17 protein-coding genes and 1 other RNA gene are annotated in these 21,069 nt (G+C 63.1%); 16 read left to right on the top strand and 2 right to left on the bottom strand.

Features of this window, described 5'->3' with window-relative positions; translation table 11 throughout:
- The first annotated feature begins 39 nt into the window (after nt 1–39).
- From ssrA to G6N36_RS11500, 13 genes are all read left to right on the top strand, one after another.
- Nucleotides 40–408, top strand: a transfer-messenger RNA (tmRNA) gene (gene ssrA / locus G6N36_RS11560).
- A gap of 172 nt (nt 409–580) precedes the next feature.
- Complete coding sequence (locus G6N36_RS11555) at nt 581–790, top strand: type II toxin-antitoxin system VapB family antitoxin (protein ID WP_179964762.1); 210 nt, start codon at nt 581–583, stop codon at nt 788–790.
- Nucleotides 790–1,194, top strand: coding sequence for a type II toxin-antitoxin system VapC family toxin (gene vapC, locus G6N36_RS11550; protein WP_163686635.1), 405 nt, complete (start codon nt 790–792; stop codon nt 1,192–1,194). The genes G6N36_RS11555 and vapC overlap by 1 nt, the downstream gene beginning before the upstream one ends.
- A gap of 509 nt (nt 1,195–1,703) precedes the next feature.
- Nucleotides 1,704–2,690: an MlaE family ABC transporter permease gene (locus G6N36_RS11545; RefSeq protein WP_163686634.1), complete on the top strand. Its 987-nt coding sequence runs from the start codon at nt 1,704–1,706 to the stop codon at nt 2,688–2,690.
- Between the two features lie 4 nt (nt 2,691–2,694).
- Nucleotides 2,695–3,555 (top strand): MlaE family ABC transporter permease, encoded by an 861-nt coding sequence (locus tag G6N36_RS11540; protein WP_163686633.1) that lies wholly within the window; start codon nt 2,695–2,697, stop codon nt 3,553–3,555.
- A gap of 2 nt (nt 3,556–3,557) precedes the next feature.
- Nucleotides 3,558–4,625 (top strand): MlaD family protein, encoded by a 1,068-nt coding sequence (locus G6N36_RS11535; RefSeq protein ID WP_163686632.1) that lies wholly within the window; start codon nt 3,558–3,560, stop codon nt 4,623–4,625.
- On the top strand, nt 4,622–5,632 hold the full coding sequence (locus tag G6N36_RS11530; RefSeq protein WP_163686631.1) for an MlaD family protein: 1,011 nt from the start codon (nt 4,622–4,624) through the stop codon (nt 5,630–5,632). The genes G6N36_RS11535 and G6N36_RS11530 overlap by 4 nt, the downstream gene beginning before the upstream one ends.
- A complete protein-coding gene (locus G6N36_RS11525) occupies nt 5,632–6,672 on the top strand; it encodes an MlaD family protein (protein WP_163686630.1) in 1,041 nt (346 codons plus the stop codon). Before G6N36_RS11530 ends, G6N36_RS11525 begins: the two co-directional genes overlap by 1 nt.
- Nucleotide 6,673: 1 nt before the next feature.
- Nucleotides 6,674–7,837, top strand: coding sequence for an MlaD family protein (locus tag G6N36_RS11520; protein ID WP_163686629.1), 1,164 nt, complete (start codon nt 6,674–6,676; stop codon nt 7,835–7,837).
- On the top strand, nt 7,834–8,886 hold the full coding sequence (locus G6N36_RS11515) for an MlaD family protein (RefSeq protein WP_163686628.1): 1,053 nt from the start codon (nt 7,834–7,836) through the stop codon (nt 8,884–8,886). Before G6N36_RS11520 ends, G6N36_RS11515 begins: the two co-directional genes overlap by 4 nt.
- Entirely contained in the window at nt 8,883–9,857 is a 975-nt protein-coding gene (locus G6N36_RS11510) for an MlaD family protein (protein ID WP_163686627.1), read from the top strand. The genes G6N36_RS11515 and G6N36_RS11510 overlap by 4 nt, the downstream gene beginning before the upstream one ends.
- Nucleotides 9,858–9,882: 25 nt before the next feature.
- Entirely contained in the window at nt 9,883–10,602 is a 720-nt protein-coding gene (locus G6N36_RS11505) for a hypothetical protein (RefSeq protein WP_163686626.1), read from the top strand.
- 9 nt (nt 10,603–10,611) lie between these two features.
- Nucleotides 10,612–11,382 carry a hypothetical protein gene (locus tag G6N36_RS11500; RefSeq protein WP_163686625.1) on the top strand — a complete coding sequence of 257 codons (771 nt, stop codon included), beginning with the start codon at nt 10,612–10,614 and terminating at the stop codon, nt 11,380–11,382.
- A gap of 4 nt (nt 11,383–11,386) precedes the next feature.
- Here G6N36_RS11500 and G6N36_RS11495 read toward each other — a convergent pair whose 3' ends face one another.
- Both G6N36_RS11495 and G6N36_RS11490 read right to left on the bottom strand, forming a co-directional pair.
- A complete protein-coding gene (locus tag G6N36_RS11495) occupies nt 11,387–11,755 on the bottom strand; it encodes a hypothetical protein (RefSeq protein WP_163686624.1) in 369 nt (122 codons plus the stop codon).
- Nucleotides 11,756–11,802: 47 nt separating this feature from the next.
- Entirely contained in the window at nt 11,803–12,648 is an 846-nt protein-coding gene (locus G6N36_RS11490; protein WP_163686623.1) for a formate/nitrite transporter family protein, read from the bottom strand.
- Between the two features lie 277 nt (nt 12,649–12,925).
- Between G6N36_RS11490 and G6N36_RS11485 the strand changes: the two genes are divergently transcribed.
- From G6N36_RS11485 to G6N36_RS11475, 3 genes are read left to right on the top strand one after another with little or no spacing between them, the layout of a single operon-like run.
- Nucleotides 12,926–14,668 (top strand): NAD(P)/FAD-dependent oxidoreductase, encoded by a 1,743-nt coding sequence (locus tag G6N36_RS11485; RefSeq protein WP_179964924.1) that lies wholly within the window; start codon nt 12,926–12,928, stop codon nt 14,666–14,668.
- Nucleotides 14,669–14,670: 2 nt separating this feature from the next.
- Nucleotides 14,671–20,199, top strand: a complete 5,529-nt coding sequence (locus G6N36_RS11480; protein WP_163686622.1) for a type I polyketide synthase — start codon at nt 14,671–14,673, stop codon at nt 20,197–20,199.
- Nucleotides 20,199–21,038, top strand: coding sequence for an ABC transporter ATP-binding protein (locus G6N36_RS11475; RefSeq protein WP_163686621.1), 840 nt, complete (start codon nt 20,199–20,201; stop codon nt 21,036–21,038). The genes G6N36_RS11480 and G6N36_RS11475 overlap by 1 nt, the downstream gene beginning before the upstream one ends.
- Nucleotides 21,039–21,069 lie beyond the last annotated feature (31 nt).

Genomic DNA, 21,069 nt, shown 5'->3' with positions numbered 1-21,069 from the left:
TAGAATGAAATGTCCTGCCGATGGTCGGCAGGGGTGCGAGGGGCTGAACGGTTTCGACTTCGCGCATCGAATCAAGGGAAGCGTGCCGGTGCAGGCAAGAGACCACCGTAAGCGTCGTTGCAACCAATTAAGCGCCGATTCCAATCAGCGCGACTTCGCACTCGCTGCCTAAGCGACTGTGAGTCTGTCAGCCCGGGAGTGCCCTCGGCCCGGACCCTGGCATCAGCTAGAGGGACCCACCCACGGGTTCGGTCGCGGAATCCGTGGGGACATCAAACAGCGACTGGGATCGTCATCCTGACTTGTTCGCGTGATCGGGAGATCCGAGTAGAGGCATAGCGAACTGCGCACGGAGAAGCCTCGAGGGAATGCCGTAGGACCCGGGTTCGATTCCCGGCAGCTCCACCAAGAAGGCCCAGGTCAGGGATAATCCCCGAGCCTGGGCCTTTCTCCATCAAGACATCAAAGTGCTGAGCCGCCGTGCTCCTCGCCAACACCGCCGCGCATCCTGCCCCTGGTTTCCCGGCTCTCACAGGAATCTTCGCCTAGTTGAGGTGTATGTGATGTGTATGCTAGGTGTATGTCGCGCACGAATATCGATATTGATGACGAGCTCGTCGCTCAGGTGATGCGAAGATACGGGATTCCCACCAAGAAGCAGGCCGTCGACCTGGCTCTACGGCGGCTGGTTGGCGTCCCGTTGAGTCGGGAGTTTCTGCTAAGTCTGGAAGGCGTCGGATGGGACGCCGACCTTGACGACATTCGGCGAGAGCGACCCAGCGAATTCTGATGATCCTGATCGATACGTCGGCCTGGATCGAATACCTTCGCGCAACCGGGTCGGCCGCCGCGATCGAGGTGCGCCGACTGCTGTCAACCGACGCGGATCGGGTCGTTATGTGCGAGCCCATCGCGATGGAGATATTGTCCGGCGCAGTCGATGACGACAAATACGCCAAGCTCGAGCAGCTTGTGAATGGGCTACCGTCGCTGAAAATCGATGACTCAGTCGACTATCGCAGTGCTGCAGCCATCTACCGGGCGGCCCGACGCACCGGTCAGACAATCCGAAGTATCAATGACTGTTTGATTGCCGCTTTGTCGATTCGCCACGGCGCCAGCATCATTCACCGCGATGCAGACTTTGAGGTCATCGCGGCGATCACAGGTCTTGAGGCCGAGTCATTCCGCTGAAGCAGGCGACCCGCGTCAGCCCTGCCAGCCAATGAGCCGCGCCGGTGCTGTTCCTTGCCCGCCCCGCTGGCGCGACCGACGACGAGCCGACCGTTGCGATGGGTTCGATTCCCGGCAGCTCCACCAAGAAGGGCCGCAGATCTGCGGCCCTTCTTTCGTGGTAGCGATCTTTTCCATATGACCGGAGACAGTCCCATAGGGCATGTGTCGCTGTCGGCCGCGAAAAGAATGCGCTCAGTGCTGACATAGCTCGACCGGGCCACATCGCCACGGATCGCGATCGGCGTCGGTACTCCGTCGCTGGTCTGGTTCGGAAAGCGAGCGTCAAAGACTGCTGTTTTGCGTTTGCTTGAAATTGTCCCCTGCGTCAGATTCAATTGCTGTCCGGGACGGACACCTATGGCCGGTGATAGCACGCCCGTACTCCGGTACCGCGGGTAAAACCACGGCACCCCAGGCTTGCGTCTTCCTGGGGAGTAGTCGTCGCCGAGAGCTGGAGGAACCAGCGTTTGACCGTCAGGGTTGATAGCGCGAGCGGGGCCGACGCCGCGACCGACATCGAAGTCAATCGGCTTCCCGGTATCGACGCGAGTACCACCACCGACGGCATCGACGCCTCCCATCGCGAGAAGCTCGGCTCACACGAAGACCTCGCGGCGGAGTCGAGGGGCCGCCACATCGGCGCGATGCTGCGCAAACCACTGCGGTCCATCCTCAGGAAGTCCGATTCCTCGTTGCAGACCTTGGGCCGCTTCTTCGGCTTGGGAGCCCATGCGTTCGGCTATTTGATCGCCGATTTGTTCCGGTTGCGCCATCCATGGCGGGACACCGTCAACCAGGCCTGGTTCATCATCAGCGTGACGGCGATACCTGCGTTGCTGGTGTCGGTCCCGTTCGGGGTCATCGTGGCCGTGCAGGTCGGCAGCTTCATCCAGCAGGTGGGGGCTTCGTCGGTCTCGGGTGCCGCCGGCGGCCTAGGGGTGATCCGCCAGGGTGCGCCGATGGTGGCCGCCCTGCTGCTCGGTGGTGCGGCCGGATCGGCAGTGGCCACAGACCTCGGCGCCCGCACCATTCGCGAAGAGGTCGACGCACTGCGCGTCATGGGCGTCGACCCGGTGCAGCGGCTGGTCACCCCACGGCTGGCCGCGATGGTGCTCGTCGCACCGGTGCTCTGCTCTTTCATCATCTTCATGGGGCTGGCGGCCGGCTATGCAATCAACGTCGGCTTCCAGGGCGGGACGCCGGGTAGTTACATCGCATCGTTCGCGGCCTTTGCCAGCGTCGGCGATGTCGTGGTCGCCGCACTCAAGACTTGGCTCTTCGGTGTCGTGGTGATCCTGGTCGCCTGCCAGCGAGGTCTGGAGGCCAAGGGCGGTGCACGCGGCGTGGCCGACGCGGTGAACGCGTCGGTCGTCATCGGCGTGGTCGCCGTCTTCATCCTCAACCTGATCATCACTCAGGGAGTGTCGATGTCCATGCCCCTGAGGATGGGTTGAGTCGATGGCGACACCCTCACGATATCTTCCGCGCGCCCTGCGGGGCCCGCGGTGGATCGTCGGCCAGGGTGATTCGCTTCTGCAACACCTCGGTCACCAGCTCTCCTTCCTGACCCAGGTGCTCGCCGCGGTACCGCACACCCTGAAGCATTACCGTCACCAAACCGGCGTGTTGTTGGTCGACGTGATCTGGGGCAACGGATCGCTCATCGTTGGTGGGGGCACCGTCGGCGTCCTGGTGCTCATGGGAGCCGCGGTCGGCGGTGCGGTGGGGATAGAAGGGTACGGGGCCCTAGACATGGTGGGCATGGGTCCGCTGACCGGGTTCGTCTCCGCCTATGCGAACGCCCGTGAGATGGCCCCGATGATCGCGGGCATCGGATTCGCCGCGCAGGCGGGGTGCCGGATGACAGCCGAGATCGGTGCGATGCGGATCAACGAAGAAATCGACGCCTTGGAAGCCCTTGGTATCCGGTCGATCCCGTTCGTGGTCACCACCCGCGTGCTCGCAGGCATGCTGACCATCGTTCCGCTGTACATCGTGACCCTGCTGTTGAGCTATGCGTCTTGCGCGCTGGTCGTCAACGGGCTTCACGGACAGTCATCGGGCACCTACTACCACTACTTCAACTCGTTCATCCAGCCGTCCGACGTGCTGTTCTCGGTGCTCAAGGCGGCCATCTTCGTCACGCTGATCATCGTGATCCACGCGTATCACGGCTACTACGCCTCCGGCGGTCCCGAAGGTGTTGGCCGCGCCTCTGGTCGAGCCATCCGGGCCAGCATCGTCACCGTGGTCGCCGTCGACATGGTCTTGACGCTGTTGTTCTGGGGCAACAGCGCCGGAATTCGGATATCGGGGTAGCCATGCCTCCCTCTTTCAGCCAACCAGTGTCATCCGACCAGGGGGTGCGGGCGCTCGGTTCGCGCTCGCTGCGGATCCGAGGCCTCATCGCCGCGGTGATCCTCGGCGTGGCGGGCACAGTGCTCTACCACGTGAGCACCGGCGGCCTCGCCGACACGTTCAAGCTGACCGTGCTGGCCGATACCCTCGGCGAGGGTCTGGCGCCGGGTGCCGAGGTGAAGTTTCGCGGCCTGACCATCGGATCGGTGGAGAGCCTGCAATCCGTCGGATACGACAAGCAGAAGATCACGCTGGAGCTCGAGCCACGCCAAGCGGCCGCCTTGACGGCAGACACGACCGCGAACTTCATGTCATCCAACACGTTCGGTCTCGCAGCCGTCGAATTGGTCAGCAGCGGAACCGGGCCACGGTTGCGCCCGAACCAGACGCTGATGGTTGACTCCAGCGTGCGGTCGGCCTCCATCACCGGACTGCTGCGCGAAGGCCAGAAATTCGGCCGCATCATCGATTCGCCCGACGTCGAGCACATCATCGATGTGGTGCGTCGACATGCCGACCTGACCGAGCCGGTGACCCGGTCATACTTCGATCTGATCCGAATGCTCGCCGACTCCCAGAAAGTTCCCTTCTCGCAGTCACTTTCGGTGTTCGCCTCGGTGATCAACGGTGTCAGCGACTCGGTGCCACTCATCGGACTGGCATATGAACTGCTCAACGGGATGGAGTTCTTGGCACACCCCGATGGAGTCGAGCGGATGAACATGATCCTGAACCAGACCACAGAACTGCTCTTCACTGCCAACGGGATCCTCGCGAAGAACATGTCGTGGCTCGTCCCGATCATCGACGCGATGATGAGCGTGTCGTTACCGCTCTCGTACTTCCAGGGCAGCTTTGCGCCGGCCTATGACCGGTTGTCCGGCCTGCTGGACCGAACGAGCGCGGCGTTTCCGATCATCGACGGCAAGGTGCGCATGCAAATTGAAGTCACGCTGGACACCATGCCCGGATTGGCGGCGGCCTTGCCGTTACCCGCGCCCGACGCGATGCCGCATGGAGGTGGCCGGTGAGAAGTGTCGCCAAGTCGGTGGTGTGGTTGACCATCTTCACGACGGTTTCGGTGGTTTGTACGCTCGTTGTGCTGACCGCCTTACGCAGCCCGGTCAGCGGGGCGATTGCCCGCTACGGTGCCGAGTTCTCCGACGTGTCAGGACTTTACGTCGGCGACCACGTGCGTATCTCCGGCGTGCAGGTGGGCAAGGTGGAAGCCACCCGGCTCGAAGGGCGAAACGCCAGAGTGGATTTCACCGCACAGGCTGATCACCCGTTGTTCACCAACACCGTTGCCGCCGTGCGCTATCAGACTCTGGTCGGCCAACGCTATGTGGAGCTCGTGCAACCGGCCCAACCCGATGCTCAACTGCCCAACAGCGGCACGATTCCGCTGGGACAGACGATTCCGTCATTCGATGTCGCCAAGCTGTTCAACGGCTTTCAGCCGATATTCCAGACCCTTGATCCCGCTCAGTTCAATCTCTTGGGCGAGAATCTGCTGCGGTTGATTCAAGGTGACGAATCTGGCATCGGCCCGTTTCTCCATCACCTCGACGTCATCGCCAAGTTGGCGGTGGACCGCCAGGCGGTCATCACCGTCATGATCCGCAACCTCAGTGCGATCTCCCAAGACCTGGGCGGCAAATCACAGCAGCTGTTCCACCTCATCGCCCAGCTCAACGACGTGCTGTCCAGGTTCGCGTCCGTGGGTGAGCAATTCCGTGCCACTCTCGACACTCAGCTGCCCGGGCTGCGCAGCACCGTCCATCTCCTGCAATACACCGAGCGCACCTTCGATGGGACGACGGTTCCGCTCTACGACCTCGTCAGCCGAATGTGGCCGCAGACCCCGACGATCATCGCGGGGCTGTCGTTGACGCCCTCCCTGATCCAGGGAATGCGGGACTGGCTGGTGGACGCCCGACCAGCTGACCCGACGTTCTTCTGCTCGAACGGAGAAGTCGCCTTGCCGGGAATCGGCGAAGTGTCGTTCGCACAACAGAACTTGGTGGTGTGCCGGTGATGACGTTCGGCAACCGACTCTCCGCCTTGCGCGCGAGGCTGGGCGGGCGCGGTGTGCTCGATGAGCGCGCGGTCGCCGTCCGCAGTCGCCGGCACGGCATCATCGGCGTGCTTATCATCGTGGTGTCGGTCGCCGTCACCGCGATGGCCTATCTCAACCCGACGGGTCACACCAGCTATACCGCGCACATGGCGAACTCGGCCGGGGTTCGCGTCGACGATCAGGTACGCATCGCCGGCATTCCGGTCGGCAAGGTCACCAGCGTGCGCCTCGACGGTGCGCTTGTCGAGATGAAATTCGATGTCGAGAGTTCGGTACCGGTCGGTTCGGATTCCACCCTGGACGTCAAACTGCTCACCCCGCTCGGTGGCCACTATGTTTCGCTCGACCCGAAGGGGCCTTTTCCGCTGGGGCGTAACGCCATTCCGTCAAGCCGCGTCACGTTGCCATTCGAGATCAACGACATCATTCAGGCGGCGACACCGGTGATCCGAGAGGTCGACGGCGAAGTCATCCACGATACCTTCACGGAGGTCGCCAACGCGGCCAACAACTATCCCGACGCGGTGCGCAACCTCATCTCGTCGGCGAGTTCATTGACCACATCGATGAGCGCGTCCACCGTCGACTTTCACCGCGGTCTAGACTTCGTCAACAACGGACTGCGGGCGATGGTCGCCAACCGTGCGCAGCTCATCACGCTGGTCGAGCAGTTCGACACCCTCGGGCGGATGTACACCTCGAGAGCCGTCGAGATTGTCGAGTTCTTCGGCCTGCTCAAGGAATTGGCCCGTATCCTCGACCGCATCGCGGTGTTCTACGGCCGAGAGGTCGCGCCTATCGCCGAGGGGCTGGAGGACATCACCGACACCCTTAGCGCCCATCCGGAGCGTTGGGGCATGGCCCTGGACGCCCTGGGGCAGACGCTGAACATCGTCGTGCCGATGCTCAGTGGCAACGGAGTCGTGTTCGACCAGAGCGACCGGCGGCTGGCTCCCGGGCAGGACCTGTGCCTGCCCAACATCATGAGGCACTGTTGACATGGCCGGGCTGTCCGCAATAGCCGCGCGGTTGCGTTCCCCACCTGGTGTCGCGACGGCAACGGCCGTCGTGGTCGCCGTCGTGGTGGCGGCAGTCATGGGCGCCAAGATCGTGACGCCCGCGGTCAGCAACACTCGGGCCATGTGCGCTGAATTCACCGACGCGGTGGGCCTTTACCCCGGCAACAAGGTGGCGCTGCTCGGCATCGAAATCGGCTCCACGAGCTCCATTGTCAACAAACCCGACCACGTCGAAGTCCAGTTCACTGTGCCCGCCGATCTCGATCTGCCCGCCGACGTCGGCGCGGTCACCTACTCGCAATCGATCGTTACCGACCGCCATATCGAGCTGACCAAGGCCTACACCGGTGGGCCCAAGTTCACCGGGCCTGGGTGCATCAAGCTGAATTCCACCAAGACCCCGGTGAGCATCAGCGAAACCTTCTCTGCCGTAGGTAACCTCGCCGACGCGATCATCGGATCCGAGCCCGGCCAGGACCCGTTCAACGCACCAGGCGTGCAAGCCATCAATGACAGCCTGAGCGCGGCCAGCCGCTCTCTGGAGGGCACCGGCCCCGGTCTCAACCAGACGATGCGCAATCTGGTCACCATGCTCGCCGACCCGTACCAGGCCGACGCCGACTACCGGCAGCTGTTCGAGAACAGCGAGATCCTCACCTCGGATTTCCTCCACAACTGGGACAGCTTCGCGTCGGTCATCCGAGCGCTCCCCGTGACCACCCAATTGATCGAGGGCCTGTCGGAGAATTTCGGTGCCGGCCTGGCCCATCTCTCGCACCTGCTGCCGATCCTGGTCGATGCCATGAACCGGTTCGGCCCGCGGATGTATGACACCGCCGGCTCGCAGGTCGCTTGGCTGCGGGACCTGCTGAACGACCACAGCCCCGCGATCCTCGCCATGATCAAGTCGTGGCCGCAGTTCAGCAACTGGTTTGCCGATGTCTACGAGCCGGCGTGGGGTACCCACAACGTCACCTACCTTCCACCCCAGGTGTCCATCGCCCCCACACAAGCGGGCGCGATCTGCCAGGCGCTGACGCAACGGAACATCCCCGGTGTCGCATCGGCATGTGCATCGGGCAACGCATCCGATCCCATCACCCTTGGTCTCACCGATCTCGTCCTGGGAGCCGCGTTCGGATGACCCGACGACCGATGTACACCGTCCGCGTACTGCTGGCCGCAGTGGTGATCAGCATCAGTGCGGCGTGCCAGCTGGATCCGACTCGGCTGCCGGTCCCGGGCGCCTTCAACCCGCACGATGATGCGTACAACATCAAGGTTGAATTCTCCAGCGTTCTCAACCTGCCGGCCCGAGCCAAGGTGGACTCCGGTGGTGTGCAGGTCGGCGTCCTCGATCATGTTCAGCTCGAAGGCAACACGGCGGTCGCCTACGTCGAAATAGCCGGTGACACGACCCTTTCCGATAACACGCGCGCTGAACTCCGCCAGGCAACTCCGCTCGGTGACATCTACATCGCACTGCTGTCACCGGAGGATCGGTCGGCGGCGACCCTGCGGGACGGCGACACCATCCCGTTGCGCAACACCGCACCGGCCGACAACGTGGAAGACCTCCTACGGTCCATGTCGAATCTGGTGGGCGGCGGCGCGATCGGCACGTTGCAAACCACCGTGGTCGAGGCCAACAAGGCGTTCCCGGATGACCCTGCTGAGCTGACCCGCATGCAGCACACCGTCGCCGGAGTGCTCAACGACCTTGCGGTCAACCAAGACACCATCAACGGCATGCTCTCCAGCATGGAGAACATCAGCACCGCGATGGCGGCGAATACGACTGTGTTCAATCGGTTGGTCGCCGAAGGCCCGGCGAAGCTCGAAGGTCTTTCGGAGATCACACTGGCAATCCTCAACACGGTCAACGGCTCTCGCGATATCGGCACGCTCAACGCAGAACTGCTCACCCCGATCGCGGGCGATCTGATGCAGATGCTTTCCCACCTCACGCCGATGGTCGGGACGATGGCGACCGTCGACACCACCATCCCGGTACTGGCCGACAAGTTTGTCGCGTTCCTGCGCTACAAGCTCCTCGGGTTCTTCCGTAAGGGCGGACCGAAATTCACCGTCACCGAACTTCATCCACCGACCGGACGCGAGGGTGTGGATCCCGCGGACAAGGCCGACGCGGCGGTCGAGGCGATGCAAACGATGGGACTGCTGCCGCCATGAAATTCAACGCCCGCACCACACTGGTCATCCTCGCGGTGATGACACTTTTCGGAGCCGCTTATATGACATTCGCTGTGCTGGACGTGAGTCCGACCAAGCAGGTCACCCGACTCACCCTTCTGCTCAACGCTTCCGGCGGGCTGATGCCCACATCGGACGTGACGATGCGCGGCATCAAGGTCGGTCGCGTGTCAGGTATCCAGACCACCAACTTCGGGCTCGCGGTCTCGATCGAACTCGACCGGGCACACCAGGTTCCCGCCGCCAGCCCGATCAGCATCGAGAACCTCTCCGCCGTCGGCGAGCAATACATCGACTTCAAGCCGGAATTGATTGCGCCGCCGTACTTCACCGATGGGGCGGTGATCCCCGCGGATCAGGTTGCGCCGATCGTCACTGCCAGTGACTTGCTCGCCAAGGTCAATGTCTTGTTCACGGCGCTGAACCTCGACCAGATTCGGTCCATCGTCAACGAGATGTCCGCCGTGTTCGCCGACAACGACGACACCATCGACTCGCTGGCCACCACTGCCGGATTGACCGCCGACGTGATCCAGGATGACAAGGCACTGCTGGCCACCCTCGTTAACAACGTCTCGACCCTCACCACCAACCTGGGCGACCTCAACGCCGGCTACGTGATCAGCGAGACCGGTGATCAGCTACCACCCTCGGTTCAGGCATTCCTGGGCCTGATCCACGAAATCGAGACGATCTCACATGCCGGAGTGGGGGTAATTGGCCCTGACGATGCGGTCACGGTCATGGTCGCGAAGCTCGGCGAATACCTCGACCTCTTGGCCGGGCCGCTGGGCAGCTTTGCCACCGTCCTGCAGCCTGCGCTCGCACCGCTACACGACATCAAAATAGACGCCGGGCACTGGCTCGACTTCTGGGAATCAACGTTCAACGACACCGGGGGAGTACGGGTCCAACTCAACGTGCCCGAATGGCACCAGGGTGCGCGATGACGCGACGGCACAGAAAGAAGCTCGTATGACCAACCCAACCGACAACGGAGACGAAGAAGTCGACGACGCCGAACGCGACGGCGCCGGGGACGACAGCGACGCCACCGGAGCCGACGAAACCCAGCCCAAGCCGACAGATCGTGACGACGACCCGCCTCGGCTGCTGCCCAAGCGCTGGCTATGGGTCGCAGCGGTACTGGTGGCCGCGGTACTCGGCGGCGCCGTATTCGGGTTCGTCAAATATCACCAAGCGACCAGCCAGCTGGAGGCGCTGCGCCAGAGCCAGGCCGATCGCGACGCGGCGGCACAGCTGGCCAAGGACTATGCCCTGAGGTCGCTGAACTACACCTTCGAAGATCCCGACGCCTTCTTCCGTGCGGTCGAAGATGGCGTATCGCAGCAACTCAAGGACAAGTACGTCGACGCCACCGAGGTGCTCAAAGCCGTCATGCTGGAGGCCCAGGTCAGCTCTACCGGCGAAGTGTTGGCCACCGATCCCGTGGCACAACCCGACGGTTCCTATCAGGTGGTGGTGGCGGCGCACCAGACCACTCGCAACTTGCAGAACCCCACACCCAAGGTGTCGATCATCCTGCTGGAGGTCACCGTGCACAAGGTCAGCGATACCTGGCAGGTATCGGACATCGGCCCCAAGGCAGGTGCCAATCCGCCTGTAGGGCAACAGATCCCGACACCGCCACCCCCCGCAGGGTCCGCGCCCGCCAAGCCGACCCCGCCGCGGTAGGTGCACGCCATGAGGCGGCTGTCACTACTGGCCGGGGTCGTGGCGATGGTGGCTGCCGGCACCGTGTGGCCCACGGCCGGTGCTGACACCGCGTTGCCGCCGTGCCCGCAAGCGGTCCCGGTCATCAGCCCGGAGGGCACTTCGCCGCATGTCGACTGCTCCCTGCGCTCCGGCGCTCTCGACTTCGCCGTCACCTATTGGTCCGTGCCCGAGCTGCCGCAGCCGAGGGCGGTGAAGGTCACCGTGACAGATGCGGCGGGCGAGGTCGTGCAAACGATCGATGAGTTGTTGGAGCCGTCGAGTCCCGGGGGCGTCGGGTTGCAGGACGTCGACGCCGACGGTCGCGAAGAACTGATCATCCCGGTCGCCCGAAATCTGTTCAACGGCAGCCCAAACACCCGTTTCACGACGTGGCGCGCGCCCGGTGACCGCCTCCATTACGAACGCACGCAGATGGTCGGGCAATCCGCGTATCCCAGCGGAGACGGCTACCTCGTCGTTAACGGAGGCGGCCTGGTCAGCCGGGATCTCACCTTCTATCTTCCAACCGGCGCCGGGTACACGCTCGTCGTGGTGTTGACCATCGAAGCTCAGGAAGTCGATCCGGCGACCCACCGTGTCTTGACCGTCATCTGCCGCGCCCACCAGCAAGACGGCCTCCATGCGGTCGGCATGACCATCCGCCGAGCCGAGACAGCCTTCTGCGCCTCACCGGCTGCGAACGCCATCTGGCCTGGCGCAGAACGTCTATCGGTTCGAGTCTGGGGCCCGGGGAGCTAGCCGCTTACCTAGGCGCGCAGTATTCGCGCGCGGCGGCGAGCAGTTGCGTCGCCTTGACGAGGTCGCTGACCGGTAGCTCTGGGCTTGCCGGTCGATATGGGTCACTGTTGTCCACCTGAGTTGCCAGCATGTCCGACCGGATCCGAAGGTCGATGGCGGCGGGGCTTCTCAAGGCGTATAGCGGTGACAGCGCCTTACGAATCTGGCCTGCGACGTATGGCGGTGTCCCGGAAGGAGAAACCGAATCCAACACCGTCTCCAACCGATCAGTCGCGGGCGAGAGGACGCTGCATTCGTCACCGGCGGCCGCTGGTGCCGTGAGGCAGATGGCCACCGCGGCAACCGAGAAAGGCACCGCCAGAGTCAGATGCATTGGTCTTACCTTGACACCGGCCCGGTCGGTCTGTCGCCTTTTTCACCTCAGTCGACCTCCTCACCACTGCCGTCCGGTTCATCGTCAGCTTCCTCGCGCTCCTCTCGGAGGCGGTCCTTGGTACGCACCAACCGAAGAAGCGTGACGAGTCCTAGGCCGCCGACGATGTTGCCGGCGAGGGTGTAGCCGAACCAGCTGAGCCAGCTGAGGTACCCGAACGGAGCGCTACCGGTCGCAATTGCTCCGAAGATCAGCAGCGAGTCCAGGATGGAATGGAACATCTGCAGCCCCGCCAGCAGGAACGCCCCGGCGACGGCGGCTGCGATCTTCCCGAACATCGAGTCGGTGCCGTGCTGCATGCGCGTCATCAGGGTGATCGCCATTCCGCCGAGCAGGGTCAATGCCACCGTTTCCGCCGATATCGGTGCGGCGATGAAGTGGGTGGCTGACTCGATGGTCTGCTCGTGCAACTTCGGGTAGGCCTTCATGATCAGCCACATCAACACCCAACCGCCGGCGAGGTTGGCCGCCAGCGTGCCGGTCCACAGCTTGAACAGCTGGCCCACACTGGCCCGTTTGGCCGCCACTGTCGTGACCGGCACCAGGAAACCCTCGGTGAAGAGCTCGCTGCGGCCCAGGAGTAGGGCGAGAAATCCAATCGAGAAGGCCAGCCCGGCCAGCAGCGAGTTATGCGTGGCATGCAGGACCGACAGATAGGCGAGGACGCCCATCGCGACTTCGGTACCGCCGAAAAAGCCCGTCGCCAGCACTTCGCGCCATGTTCGGTGTAGGCGCTGCGTACCCTCATCGATCATTCGGGCGAAGGCGTCCTCGAGTTCGTCTTCGATGGGACGGTTGGAATCGCCGAGCTCGCGCCGACTCGTCTGGCTCACGTGTGCTCCCTGTTCGCGCATGCGGATGAATGGCTTTCAATACCCGTCACGGTGCCGCCGAAGCGAGCCGTCAGGATTAGGTAATCACTTTGGCGATGCTCGCCCGCCGCGTTTGTGGTTCGCTCGACACGGGGATCCTGCATCGATTCTGCATCGAACGCCGGACGATCCCCATTGAGGTCATGGGCTAGTCCGTGGTGGTCGGTCGAGCGACGGGCCTGCTGGTGGCACGAGTCGAGAGGGGTAGCGCGTGGATATTCGGGCGCAGGTGTCGCAGATGAGTCCGCAGGCGCGCGAAGCGCTTGCGCTGCGAATCAAGTCGCGCCTCACGCAGGGCGGCCATCCGGCAACGGATCACGACATCGGCATCATCGGCGGAGGCGTGGCGGCGCTGACGCTGGCACTGGAGATTCGCCGGGCCCGTCCGGCGACACGAATCGCGGTCATCGAACCCAACGCTCATCCGGTACCGGAGATCACCCATACGGTCGGTGAGTCCACGGTCGAGGTCTCCGCGCACTATCTGCGCGACCGGCTGGGATTGGGTGATCACTTGCAGTCCGCTCAACTGCGCAAGATGGGGCTCCGGATGTTCTTCTCCGACGAGCTCAACACCGACATTGCGCAGCGCGTCGAACTCGGCAGCTCGTCTTTCGTCCCTCAGGTGACGTATCAAATCGATCGCGGCAGGTTGGAGAACGAGCTCGCACGTCGTTGCCTTTCGGAGGGAGTCGAGATCGCCTGTGGCCGAGTTCGTTCAGTCGACTTTGGACAGGACGACGGCCCACACACGATCACGGTCCAGAACGGCGACGCGGTGGCACACATGACTGCGCGGTGGGTCGTCGATGCCTCGGGCAGGAATCGGGCGCTGTCCCGTCAGCTGGATCTCAAGCGCGAAAACGAGCATCACTGCAATGCAGTGTGGTTCCGGGTCGCGGCGGAAGTCGACATCGGGCGGTGGAGCGATGAACCGTCCTGGCAGGCACGGCTGCACGAGGGTGACCGTGCGATGTCCACCAATCACCTCATGGGTGAGGGTTACTGGGTCTGGCTCATCCGACTCGCATCCGGTGCGACCAGCGTGGGTATCGTGGCCGACCCGGCGTTCCACGCGTTTGACGACTTCAACACACTGGCCAGGGCAAAAGCATGGCTCAGCGCGCACGAACCGCAGTGCGCCGCAGTGCTCGCGGAACTCGACGACCTGATCATGGACTTCCGTGTGATGAAGAAATACAGCCATGGTGCGACCAAGGTGTTCGACGGGCACGACAGGTGGTGTCTCACGGGAGACGCGGGAGTATTCCTCGACCCCTTGTACTCGTCCGGACTGGATCTCGTTGCGATCGGAAATGGGCTGATCACCGATATGGTCGTTCGCGACCTCGACGGTGAGGACGTCCTTGCTCGCTCACAGATCAGTGATTCGCTGTATCGGTCGCTCACCGAGATGTGGCTCGCGGTGTATCAAGATCAGTACACGCTGATGGGATCCGCGCCGGTGATGTCCTCGAAAATCGTCTGGGATATCGCGTTCTATTGGGGATTCGTCGGTCTCCTCTACACAAACGACCGCTTCGTGCGGGTGGCTGATGAGCCGGATTTCGTTCCTCACCTCGAAGGTCTCATCGCGCTCAGTAATCGCGTTCAACGGTTCTTTCGGGAGTGGGCTGCGGTGGAGGTCGGCGAGTCGTCGTTGGCATTCGTCGACCTGTATGCGCCGCTGAAGTTCATGGAGCTATTGCACATCGCAATGATGGGAAAGGCCGCGAACTTCACCGAGCAGTTCGAAGCCAATGCTCGGCTGTTGCGTCAGCTGGCCGGTCAGCTTGTCGAAACCGTCATCGCGGACAAGTCTGCGATGTTCGGAGACGATGACACGATGCATCAAGTGCAGGAATGGCAACGGGATTCGTTACTACGCGAATTGCGATCGGTCTACCGGCGCGAGCAAGCAAGCAATCCGGTGAGCGGCGACTGGATTGTCGCCACCACGCCGGCACTTCAATCGAGTTGAGCATGTTGGCTGAAAACAACACCCGCGAGCCGTTGGCGATCGTCGGAATCGGCTGCCGTTTTCCTGGCGGAGGCGAGTCGGCCGAAGACTTCTGGAACCTGCTGTGCAACGAAACCGACGCTACCCGCGACGTCCCTGAAACGCGTTGGCATGCCGCTCGGTATCACGATCCGAACCCCGCGAAGATCGGCAAGATCGCCACGCGACGCGGTGGATTCCTCAACGAAATCGACCAGTTCGACCCACAGTTCTTCGGAATGTCACCCCGCGAGGCACATTCGCTCGATCCGCAGCAGCGACTCCTGCTGCACGCCACCTGGGAGGCGCTGGAGGACGGGGGAATTGCCGCCGACAGACTGGCGGGCACCAACGTAGGTGTCTTCGTCGGCGGATTCACTCTCGATTATCAGCTGCTGCAGAACCAAGGGCGCACCAGCCGGTACCGATTCAAGGCCCATTCAGCCACCGGAATGATGATGACGATGCTGGCGAACCGCATCTCTCATGCGTTCGACTTCCGCGGGCCGAGCATGGCGATCGACACGGCTTGCTCCAGCTCTCTGGTGGCCGTACATCTTGCTGCGCAGAGCATCTGGAACCACGAATGCGAGATTGCGCTTGCCGGCGGCGTGAACATCATGGCCGGGCCGAACACCGCCATCGCGGAGTCGAGGAGCGGGTTCCTGAGCCCGGAGGGACGCTCGAAGGCTTTCGATGACTCCGCGGACGGGTACGCACGCGGGGAAGGGGGCGCAATCGTCGTCATCAAGCCGCTCCGGCAGGCGCTCGACGACGGCGATGACATCTACGCACAGATTCTCGGCACTGCGGTGTCGCAGGACGGTCACACCGACGGCATAACGGTGCCCCGCGAGGAAGCTCAAGAGGCAGCGATCAAAACGGCACTGAATCGCGCCGGTATCCACGCGGCCGAAGTGGGATACGTGGAGGCACACGGCACTGGAACGCCGGTCGGCGATCCGATTGAGATGAGGGCGCTGGCGAGCGCGTTGACTTCCGACCGACCATCAAACCACCCTCTGCTCATCGGATCGGTCAAGACCAACATCGGCCACCTCGAGGCCGGCGCAGGGGTAGCAGGTCTGATCAAGGCGGCGTTGGTCGTCAAGCACGGCTACATTCCCGCCAACCTCCATTTGCGCACCCCTACCCGCCACGTCTCGCTCGCGGAACTCAAGATCGATATCCCTCGAACGGGGCAGCCATTCCCCAGCGGTGCACGACGTGTCGTGGGGGTCAACTCCTTTGGGTTCGGCGGCACCAACGCCCATGTCGTGCTCGCCGAGCCGCCGACCGCAGTGAGCGCCCCGGGGCGGGAAAACTCCACGTCGCTGCCGCTTGCCGTTCTGCCGATCTCGGCGCGCAGCGAGGAAGCGCTCGTCGCAACCGCCGGACGTTTGGCCGGACACCTGGATACCCATCCAGAGCTCACGTTAGCGGATCTCGGCTACACGCTCGGCCAGAGACGTGTCCACCTCAGCCACCGTCACGTCGTGGTCGCCGACAGCATTCGCGATCTGCGGGAACAACTTCAAGCCCTCGCCGACGGCGGGCAGATTTCGACGGGCCGCGTCAGCACCCCAGCGCCGCGACTGGCGTTCGTCTGCACGGGTATGGGCCCCCAGTGGTGGAAAATGTGCCGTGGGTTGCTCGACGTTTTTCCCGTCTTCACCGAAAGCATCACACGCAGCGACAAAGAGCTGTCGCGATACACGGACTGGTCGCTCTTGGACGAACTCCGATGGGACGAGCCGCAGTCGCGTATGACTGAGACGGAAGTGTCGCAGCCCGCGAACTTCGCCATCCAAGTCGCACTGGCTGAGCAGCTTGCTCACTTCGGAATCACCCCGGATGCCGTAATCGGCCATAGCGCAGGCGAAGTGGCTGCACATCATCTCGCCGGTCTGCTCACCTTCGAGCAGGCGATTCACGTCATCTACCACCGCAGCCGTCTCCAGCAACGGACGAGTGGGCAAGGACGGATGCTGGCTGTCGGCCTCGATGCCGAATCGCTCATGCAAACGGTCGACGCGAGAGCGCTCGACGAGTTCGGTCGGCGGGTCTCAGTGGCCGCGATCAACAGCCCGTCGGCGGTGACCATCGCAGGAGACGGTGATGTCCTCGAGGACATCGCCGGGCAGCTGGACCAGGCAGGGGTCTTCAATCGCCGGCTGGCAGTCAAGGTGCCCTACCACACCCACTACATGGACGCGGTGAAGGACGATCTATTCAGCGCCCTGGAGAGTCAATCTTCGAAAGCCGCCACGCTTCCGCTGTATTCCACGGTCACCGGCGAGCTGCTGGACGGCTACGACGCCGGCGCCGCGTACTGGTGGCAGAACACTCGCGCCACCGTTCTATTCGAGCCGGCACTGCGCCGAATGCTCGATGACGGCTACACCCAATTCGTCGAACTGGGTCCACATCCCGTGCTGGCGGCGTCGATATTCGAAACCGCTGGTGCGCAGAGGGTTTCGGTGGTAGCTACCCAGCGGCGTGATCAGGACGACAGCCGAACCCTGCTGAACTGTGTCGGTGCTCTGCACTGCCACGGGCACGATGTCGAGTGGAACGCCGTGCACCCGCGCGGACGGGGGAGTCTTCTCAAGCTGCCCTCGTACCCATGGCAGAGCAAGCGGTACTGGGAGGAGACGCAGGAAGCGGCGGAGTCGCTGTTCTACCGTGCGGTGCATCCACTTCTCGGGCAGCCGGTCAGCGGCGTCCATCCGACGTGGGAAGCCGAGATCAGCGCCGTCCTCAACGCATTCCTCGCTGACCATCGAATTCAGAACAGCATCGTCGTGCCTGGGGCTGTCTACATCGAAATGGCCCTCGCCGCCGCCGAGGAAACATACGGGTCGATTCACAGCGTGGACAACCTCGTGCTCCACCGTGCCGTCCTGCTCGACGACACGTGCGATCCCATCCTCCGGACGACCCTCAACCAGGACACCGGGAGCCTGGAATTCGCCGCATTCACTGCCACGGCCGACGGCGACCTCAAGTGGACGATCACCGCCACCGCAGAGCTCAACATGCTTTCGGCGGCACCCACCCGTCGCGGCACACCGCAGATTTGCGAGCCGGTCACCACGGTCAGTGCCGACGACTTCTACGCGCGCACGGCGGCCATAGGGTTCGAATACGGCGAAGCCTTTCGATCCGTGCAAAGCGTGACAGCCGGCGAGGACTGGGCGGCTGCCGAACTCGGGATCCCCGCGCCGATCTCCGACGAACTCGACGACTACCGTTTTCATCCGGCGCTTATCGACGGTGCCTTCCAAACACTCTTCGGTGCACCGTTTCTCGGGCAACAAGAGAACGACGAGCCATTTCTTCCGACCCGCATCCGGCGCGTCTCCGTCTACAGCCGACCCGACGCGCAGATGCGGGTTCACGTCGACGTCGTGTCGGCAACGAGCGAGGCCGTCGAATGCGACATCACCATCACCGATCGACCGGGAAATACGCTCGCCGTCATCGACGGCTTCGTCGTGCAATCGCTGAGCGCGTCGTCTCGGATGTCACCCGCTCACATCGACAAGGGCCTGTACGAACTGCATTGGGAGAAAACACCCGACCAGTCCCGTGAGGACACGGCGTCCGCTGGGTCATGGCTGATCCTCCTCGACGACTTCGGTATCGGCGCAGCCATGACCGACGAGCTACGCCGCCGCGGACACCGCGTACACACTGTCGGCCGGCAATCCGTCGAATTGCTCACCGCCACCGAGGGGGGATACCTGGTGAACCCTCGTCGCCCCGAGCAGATGACCGAGTTGGTCGCCACTCACCTCCGCCGGGAAAAAGATTTCGCGGGTGTCATCGACTGCTGGCCCGTCGACATGTCCGAAGCCGCGACCGACACGAACCTCCACGTGGGTGCGTTCACGGTCCTCCGTCTCGTCAAAGCGCTCGCGGAGCACGGCAACAGCAAGCCACGCCTGCATCTGATCACAGCCAATGCGCAACCGGCGTCGCCCTCGCAGGCGACGCAACCCGACCAGGCGACCATCTGGGGTCTCGGCCGAGTCATCGGCCACCAGGAGTTCGCCGAACACTGGGGCGGCCTGATCGACATCGACCAAGCAGATGACCGCACTCGAACCGCCATACGCATCTGCGACCAGGTTCTCGACAGCGAATCCGAGGACCAGATCGCGATCCGCGGATGCGCCACCTTGGTCCCGCGTCTTCGCCCATGCAGAAGCCTCACCAAGCCCTTCCCCACCAAACTCACCCCAGACGCAACGTATGTCGTCACCGGCGGCACGGGAGCACTCGGTCGTGTGGTGGCTACCTACCTGGCTGAACGGGGGGCGCGGCACATCACGTTGTTGGGTCGCACTCCGATCCCGCCAAGAGACCAGTGGTCGACGCTCACCGAGGACGATCCCCACTTCGCCACCGTCACCGCGATCCGGGCCGTCGAACGCCTCGGCGCCCAGATCACCACCGCCAGCGTCGATATCACCGATACCGATCAGATGGCAGGGTGGCTGCGGAGCCATGTCCGAGACGGCGGTCGGCCGATCCGCGGCATCGTCCATGCCGCGGGATCGGTCGCCGACCAACTTCTCGTCAACATGAGCGAGGATGACTTCGCCAAGGTGCTTGCGCCGAAAGTCATCGGTGCTCGCGTGTTGCATGACACCTTCATGAGCCACGATCTGGAATTCTTCATCATGTTCGGTTCCGCGGGATCGACCATCGCTGCGCCGGGGCAGGGTAATTACGCCGCCGCCAACGCGTTCCTCGATGCTTTCGCGCATTACCGTCGGGCACAGGGGCTTCCAGCTATCACCATCGGGTGGGGACCGTGGTCGGTGGGGATGGTCGAAGACCTCAAGTTGGAAAAGGTATACGCCCAGCGTGGCATCGAGCTGATCACACCCGCCGTGGGGAAACGAATCCTGGATCGTCTGGTGAATCAAAAGGTGTCCAGCGTCGTCGCCATCACGGCCGACTGGAATCGCGCCCGGCACATCGGTCTTGGCGGCCGATTCCCCGCGATGTTCGCTGAGCTCGAAGCGGCCGAGAACTCAGTGCAGGAACTCGGCTCGGAATCTTCGATACTCGACATTCTCGCTGTCACCGCGGAAGCCGACAGACGCCCCGTGATCACCGAGCACGTCCAGCGCGTCGTCGCCGCCGTCTTCGATTGCGCCGTGACCGACATCGCCCCCGACGACATGCTGGATGACATCGGCCTGGACTCCATGATGGCGATGGATTTCAGGGTGAGGGTCAACTCGATGTTCTCCATCGATCTGCCCGTGCTTGAGATACTTCAGGGCGTCAGCGTGAATTCCTTGTCCGAGCGCATCCTCGCCGAGCTGCGCTCGATCCACGGTGAGCCCGCGACCACCGAACAACCGGTGCAGCCTCAACCGATCGTCGCTGACGACTTGGACCATCTGATGGGCGAGCTGTCGGAAGCCGAGATGAGGGAGCTACTCGCCGAACTCGATGCGTCCACCGCAGAGCCGAATTCCGGTGGGATGCCCTGATGACAGCGACCGCGGTGCATGTGCGCGGGCTGTCCAAGGCTTACGGACGAACACCCGCTGTTCAAAACCTCGATCTGGACGTTGGCTATGGCGAGATCTTCGCCATCCTCGGACCGAACGGGGCGGGAAAGTCGACGACGATAGAGATCCTCGAAGGCAACCGGAAGCGTGACGCTGGGCAAGTGCTGGTGTTGGGCGAAGATCCGGGCACTGCTGGTCGGAGCTGGCGCGCGAAGATCGGCATCGTCCTCCAAGAGGCCAGCGACGCCGGAATGCTCACCGTGCACGAAACCGTGCAGATGTTCACCAATTGCTATGGCACCACGCGGTTGCCGGAGGACGTGCTCGACCTCGTCGGTCTCTCCTCCTCTGCCGGGAACAAGGTCAAGACGTTGTCAGGCGGACAACGCCGGCGACTCGACGTCGCTCTCGGCATCGTCGGTACGCCGGAACTGCTGTTCCTGGACGAACCGACCACCGGCTTCGATCCCGAAGCCAGACGGCAGTTCTGGGATCTCGTCAGGCTTTTGGCAGCTGACGGTACGACGATCCTCCTCACCACTCACTACCTGGAAGAAGCAGCCGCGCTGGCAGACCGCGTCGCGGTCATAGCAGGCGGCAGGGTAGTGGCAGTGGACTCGCCGATGAAATTGGTTGAACACGTCGACTCGGCCGCGACCGTCACGTGGATGCAGGGCGACGAGATTCGCGTCGAGCGCACCAACTTCCCGACGGAACTGATCAGGCAGCTGAGCCACGCCGGTGCAGAACTGGCGCAATTGACAGTCACCAGGCCGACACTCGAAGATGCGTACCTTCACCTGATCGGTATGGCGTGATGTCTGTCAAACCCACTGAAACGCCTCTGCC

The sequence above is a fragment of the Mycolicibacterium gadium genome (assembly GCF_010728925.1).
Classification (GTDB): Bacteria; Actinomycetota; Actinomycetes; order Mycobacteriales; family Mycobacteriaceae; genus Mycobacterium; species Mycobacterium gadium.
The sequence above is the reverse complement of the archived record's forward strand: the minus strand, read 5'-3'. Positions and strand labels throughout refer to the sequence as shown.

Excerpts from the sequence above, each read along its gene's own strand:
- G6N36_RS11520 (WP_163686629.1), top strand. The coding sequence starts at position 6,674 with ATGGCCGGGCTGTCCGCAATAGCCGCGCGGTTGCGTTCCCCACCTGGT.
- G6N36_RS11485 (WP_179964924.1), top strand. The coding sequence starts at position 12,926 with ATGAGTCCGCAGGCGCGCGAAGCGCTTGCGCTGCGAATCAAGTCGCGC.
- G6N36_RS11555 (WP_179964762.1), top strand. The coding sequence starts at position 581 with ATGTCGCGCACGAATATCGATATTGATGACGAGCTCGTCGCTCAGGTG.
- G6N36_RS11475 (WP_163686621.1), top strand. The coding sequence starts at position 20,199 with ATGACAGCGACCGCGGTGCATGTGCGCGGGCTGTCCAAGGCTTACGGA.
- G6N36_RS11515 (WP_163686628.1), top strand. The coding sequence starts at position 7,834 with ATGACCCGACGACCGATGTACACCGTCCGCGTACTGCTGGCCGCAGTG.
- G6N36_RS11535 (WP_163686632.1), top strand. The coding sequence starts at position 3,558 with ATGCCTCCCTCTTTCAGCCAACCAGTGTCATCCGACCAGGGGGTGCGG.
- G6N36_RS11495 (WP_163686624.1), bottom strand. The coding sequence starts at position 11,755 with ATGCATCTGACTCTGGCGGTGCCTTTCTCGGTTGCCGCGGTGGCCATC.
- G6N36_RS11505 (WP_163686626.1), top strand. The coding sequence starts at position 9,883 with ATGACCAACCCAACCGACAACGGAGACGAAGAAGTCGACGACGCCGAA.
- G6N36_RS11525 (WP_163686630.1), top strand. The coding sequence starts at position 5,632 with ATGACGTTCGGCAACCGACTCTCCGCCTTGCGCGCGAGGCTGGGCGGG.
- G6N36_RS11510 (WP_163686627.1), top strand. The coding sequence starts at position 8,883 with ATGAAATTCAACGCCCGCACCACACTGGTCATCCTCGCGGTGATGACA.
- G6N36_RS11500 (WP_163686625.1), top strand. The coding sequence starts at position 10,612 with ATGAGGCGGCTGTCACTACTGGCCGGGGTCGTGGCGATGGTGGCTGCC.
- G6N36_RS11540 (WP_163686633.1), top strand. The coding sequence starts at position 2,695 with ATGGCGACACCCTCACGATATCTTCCGCGCGCCCTGCGGGGCCCGCGG.
- G6N36_RS11480 (WP_163686622.1), top strand. The coding sequence starts at position 14,671 with ATGTTGGCTGAAAACAACACCCGCGAGCCGTTGGCGATCGTCGGAATC.
- vapC (WP_163686635.1), top strand. The coding sequence starts at position 790 with ATGATCCTGATCGATACGTCGGCCTGGATCGAATACCTTCGCGCAACC.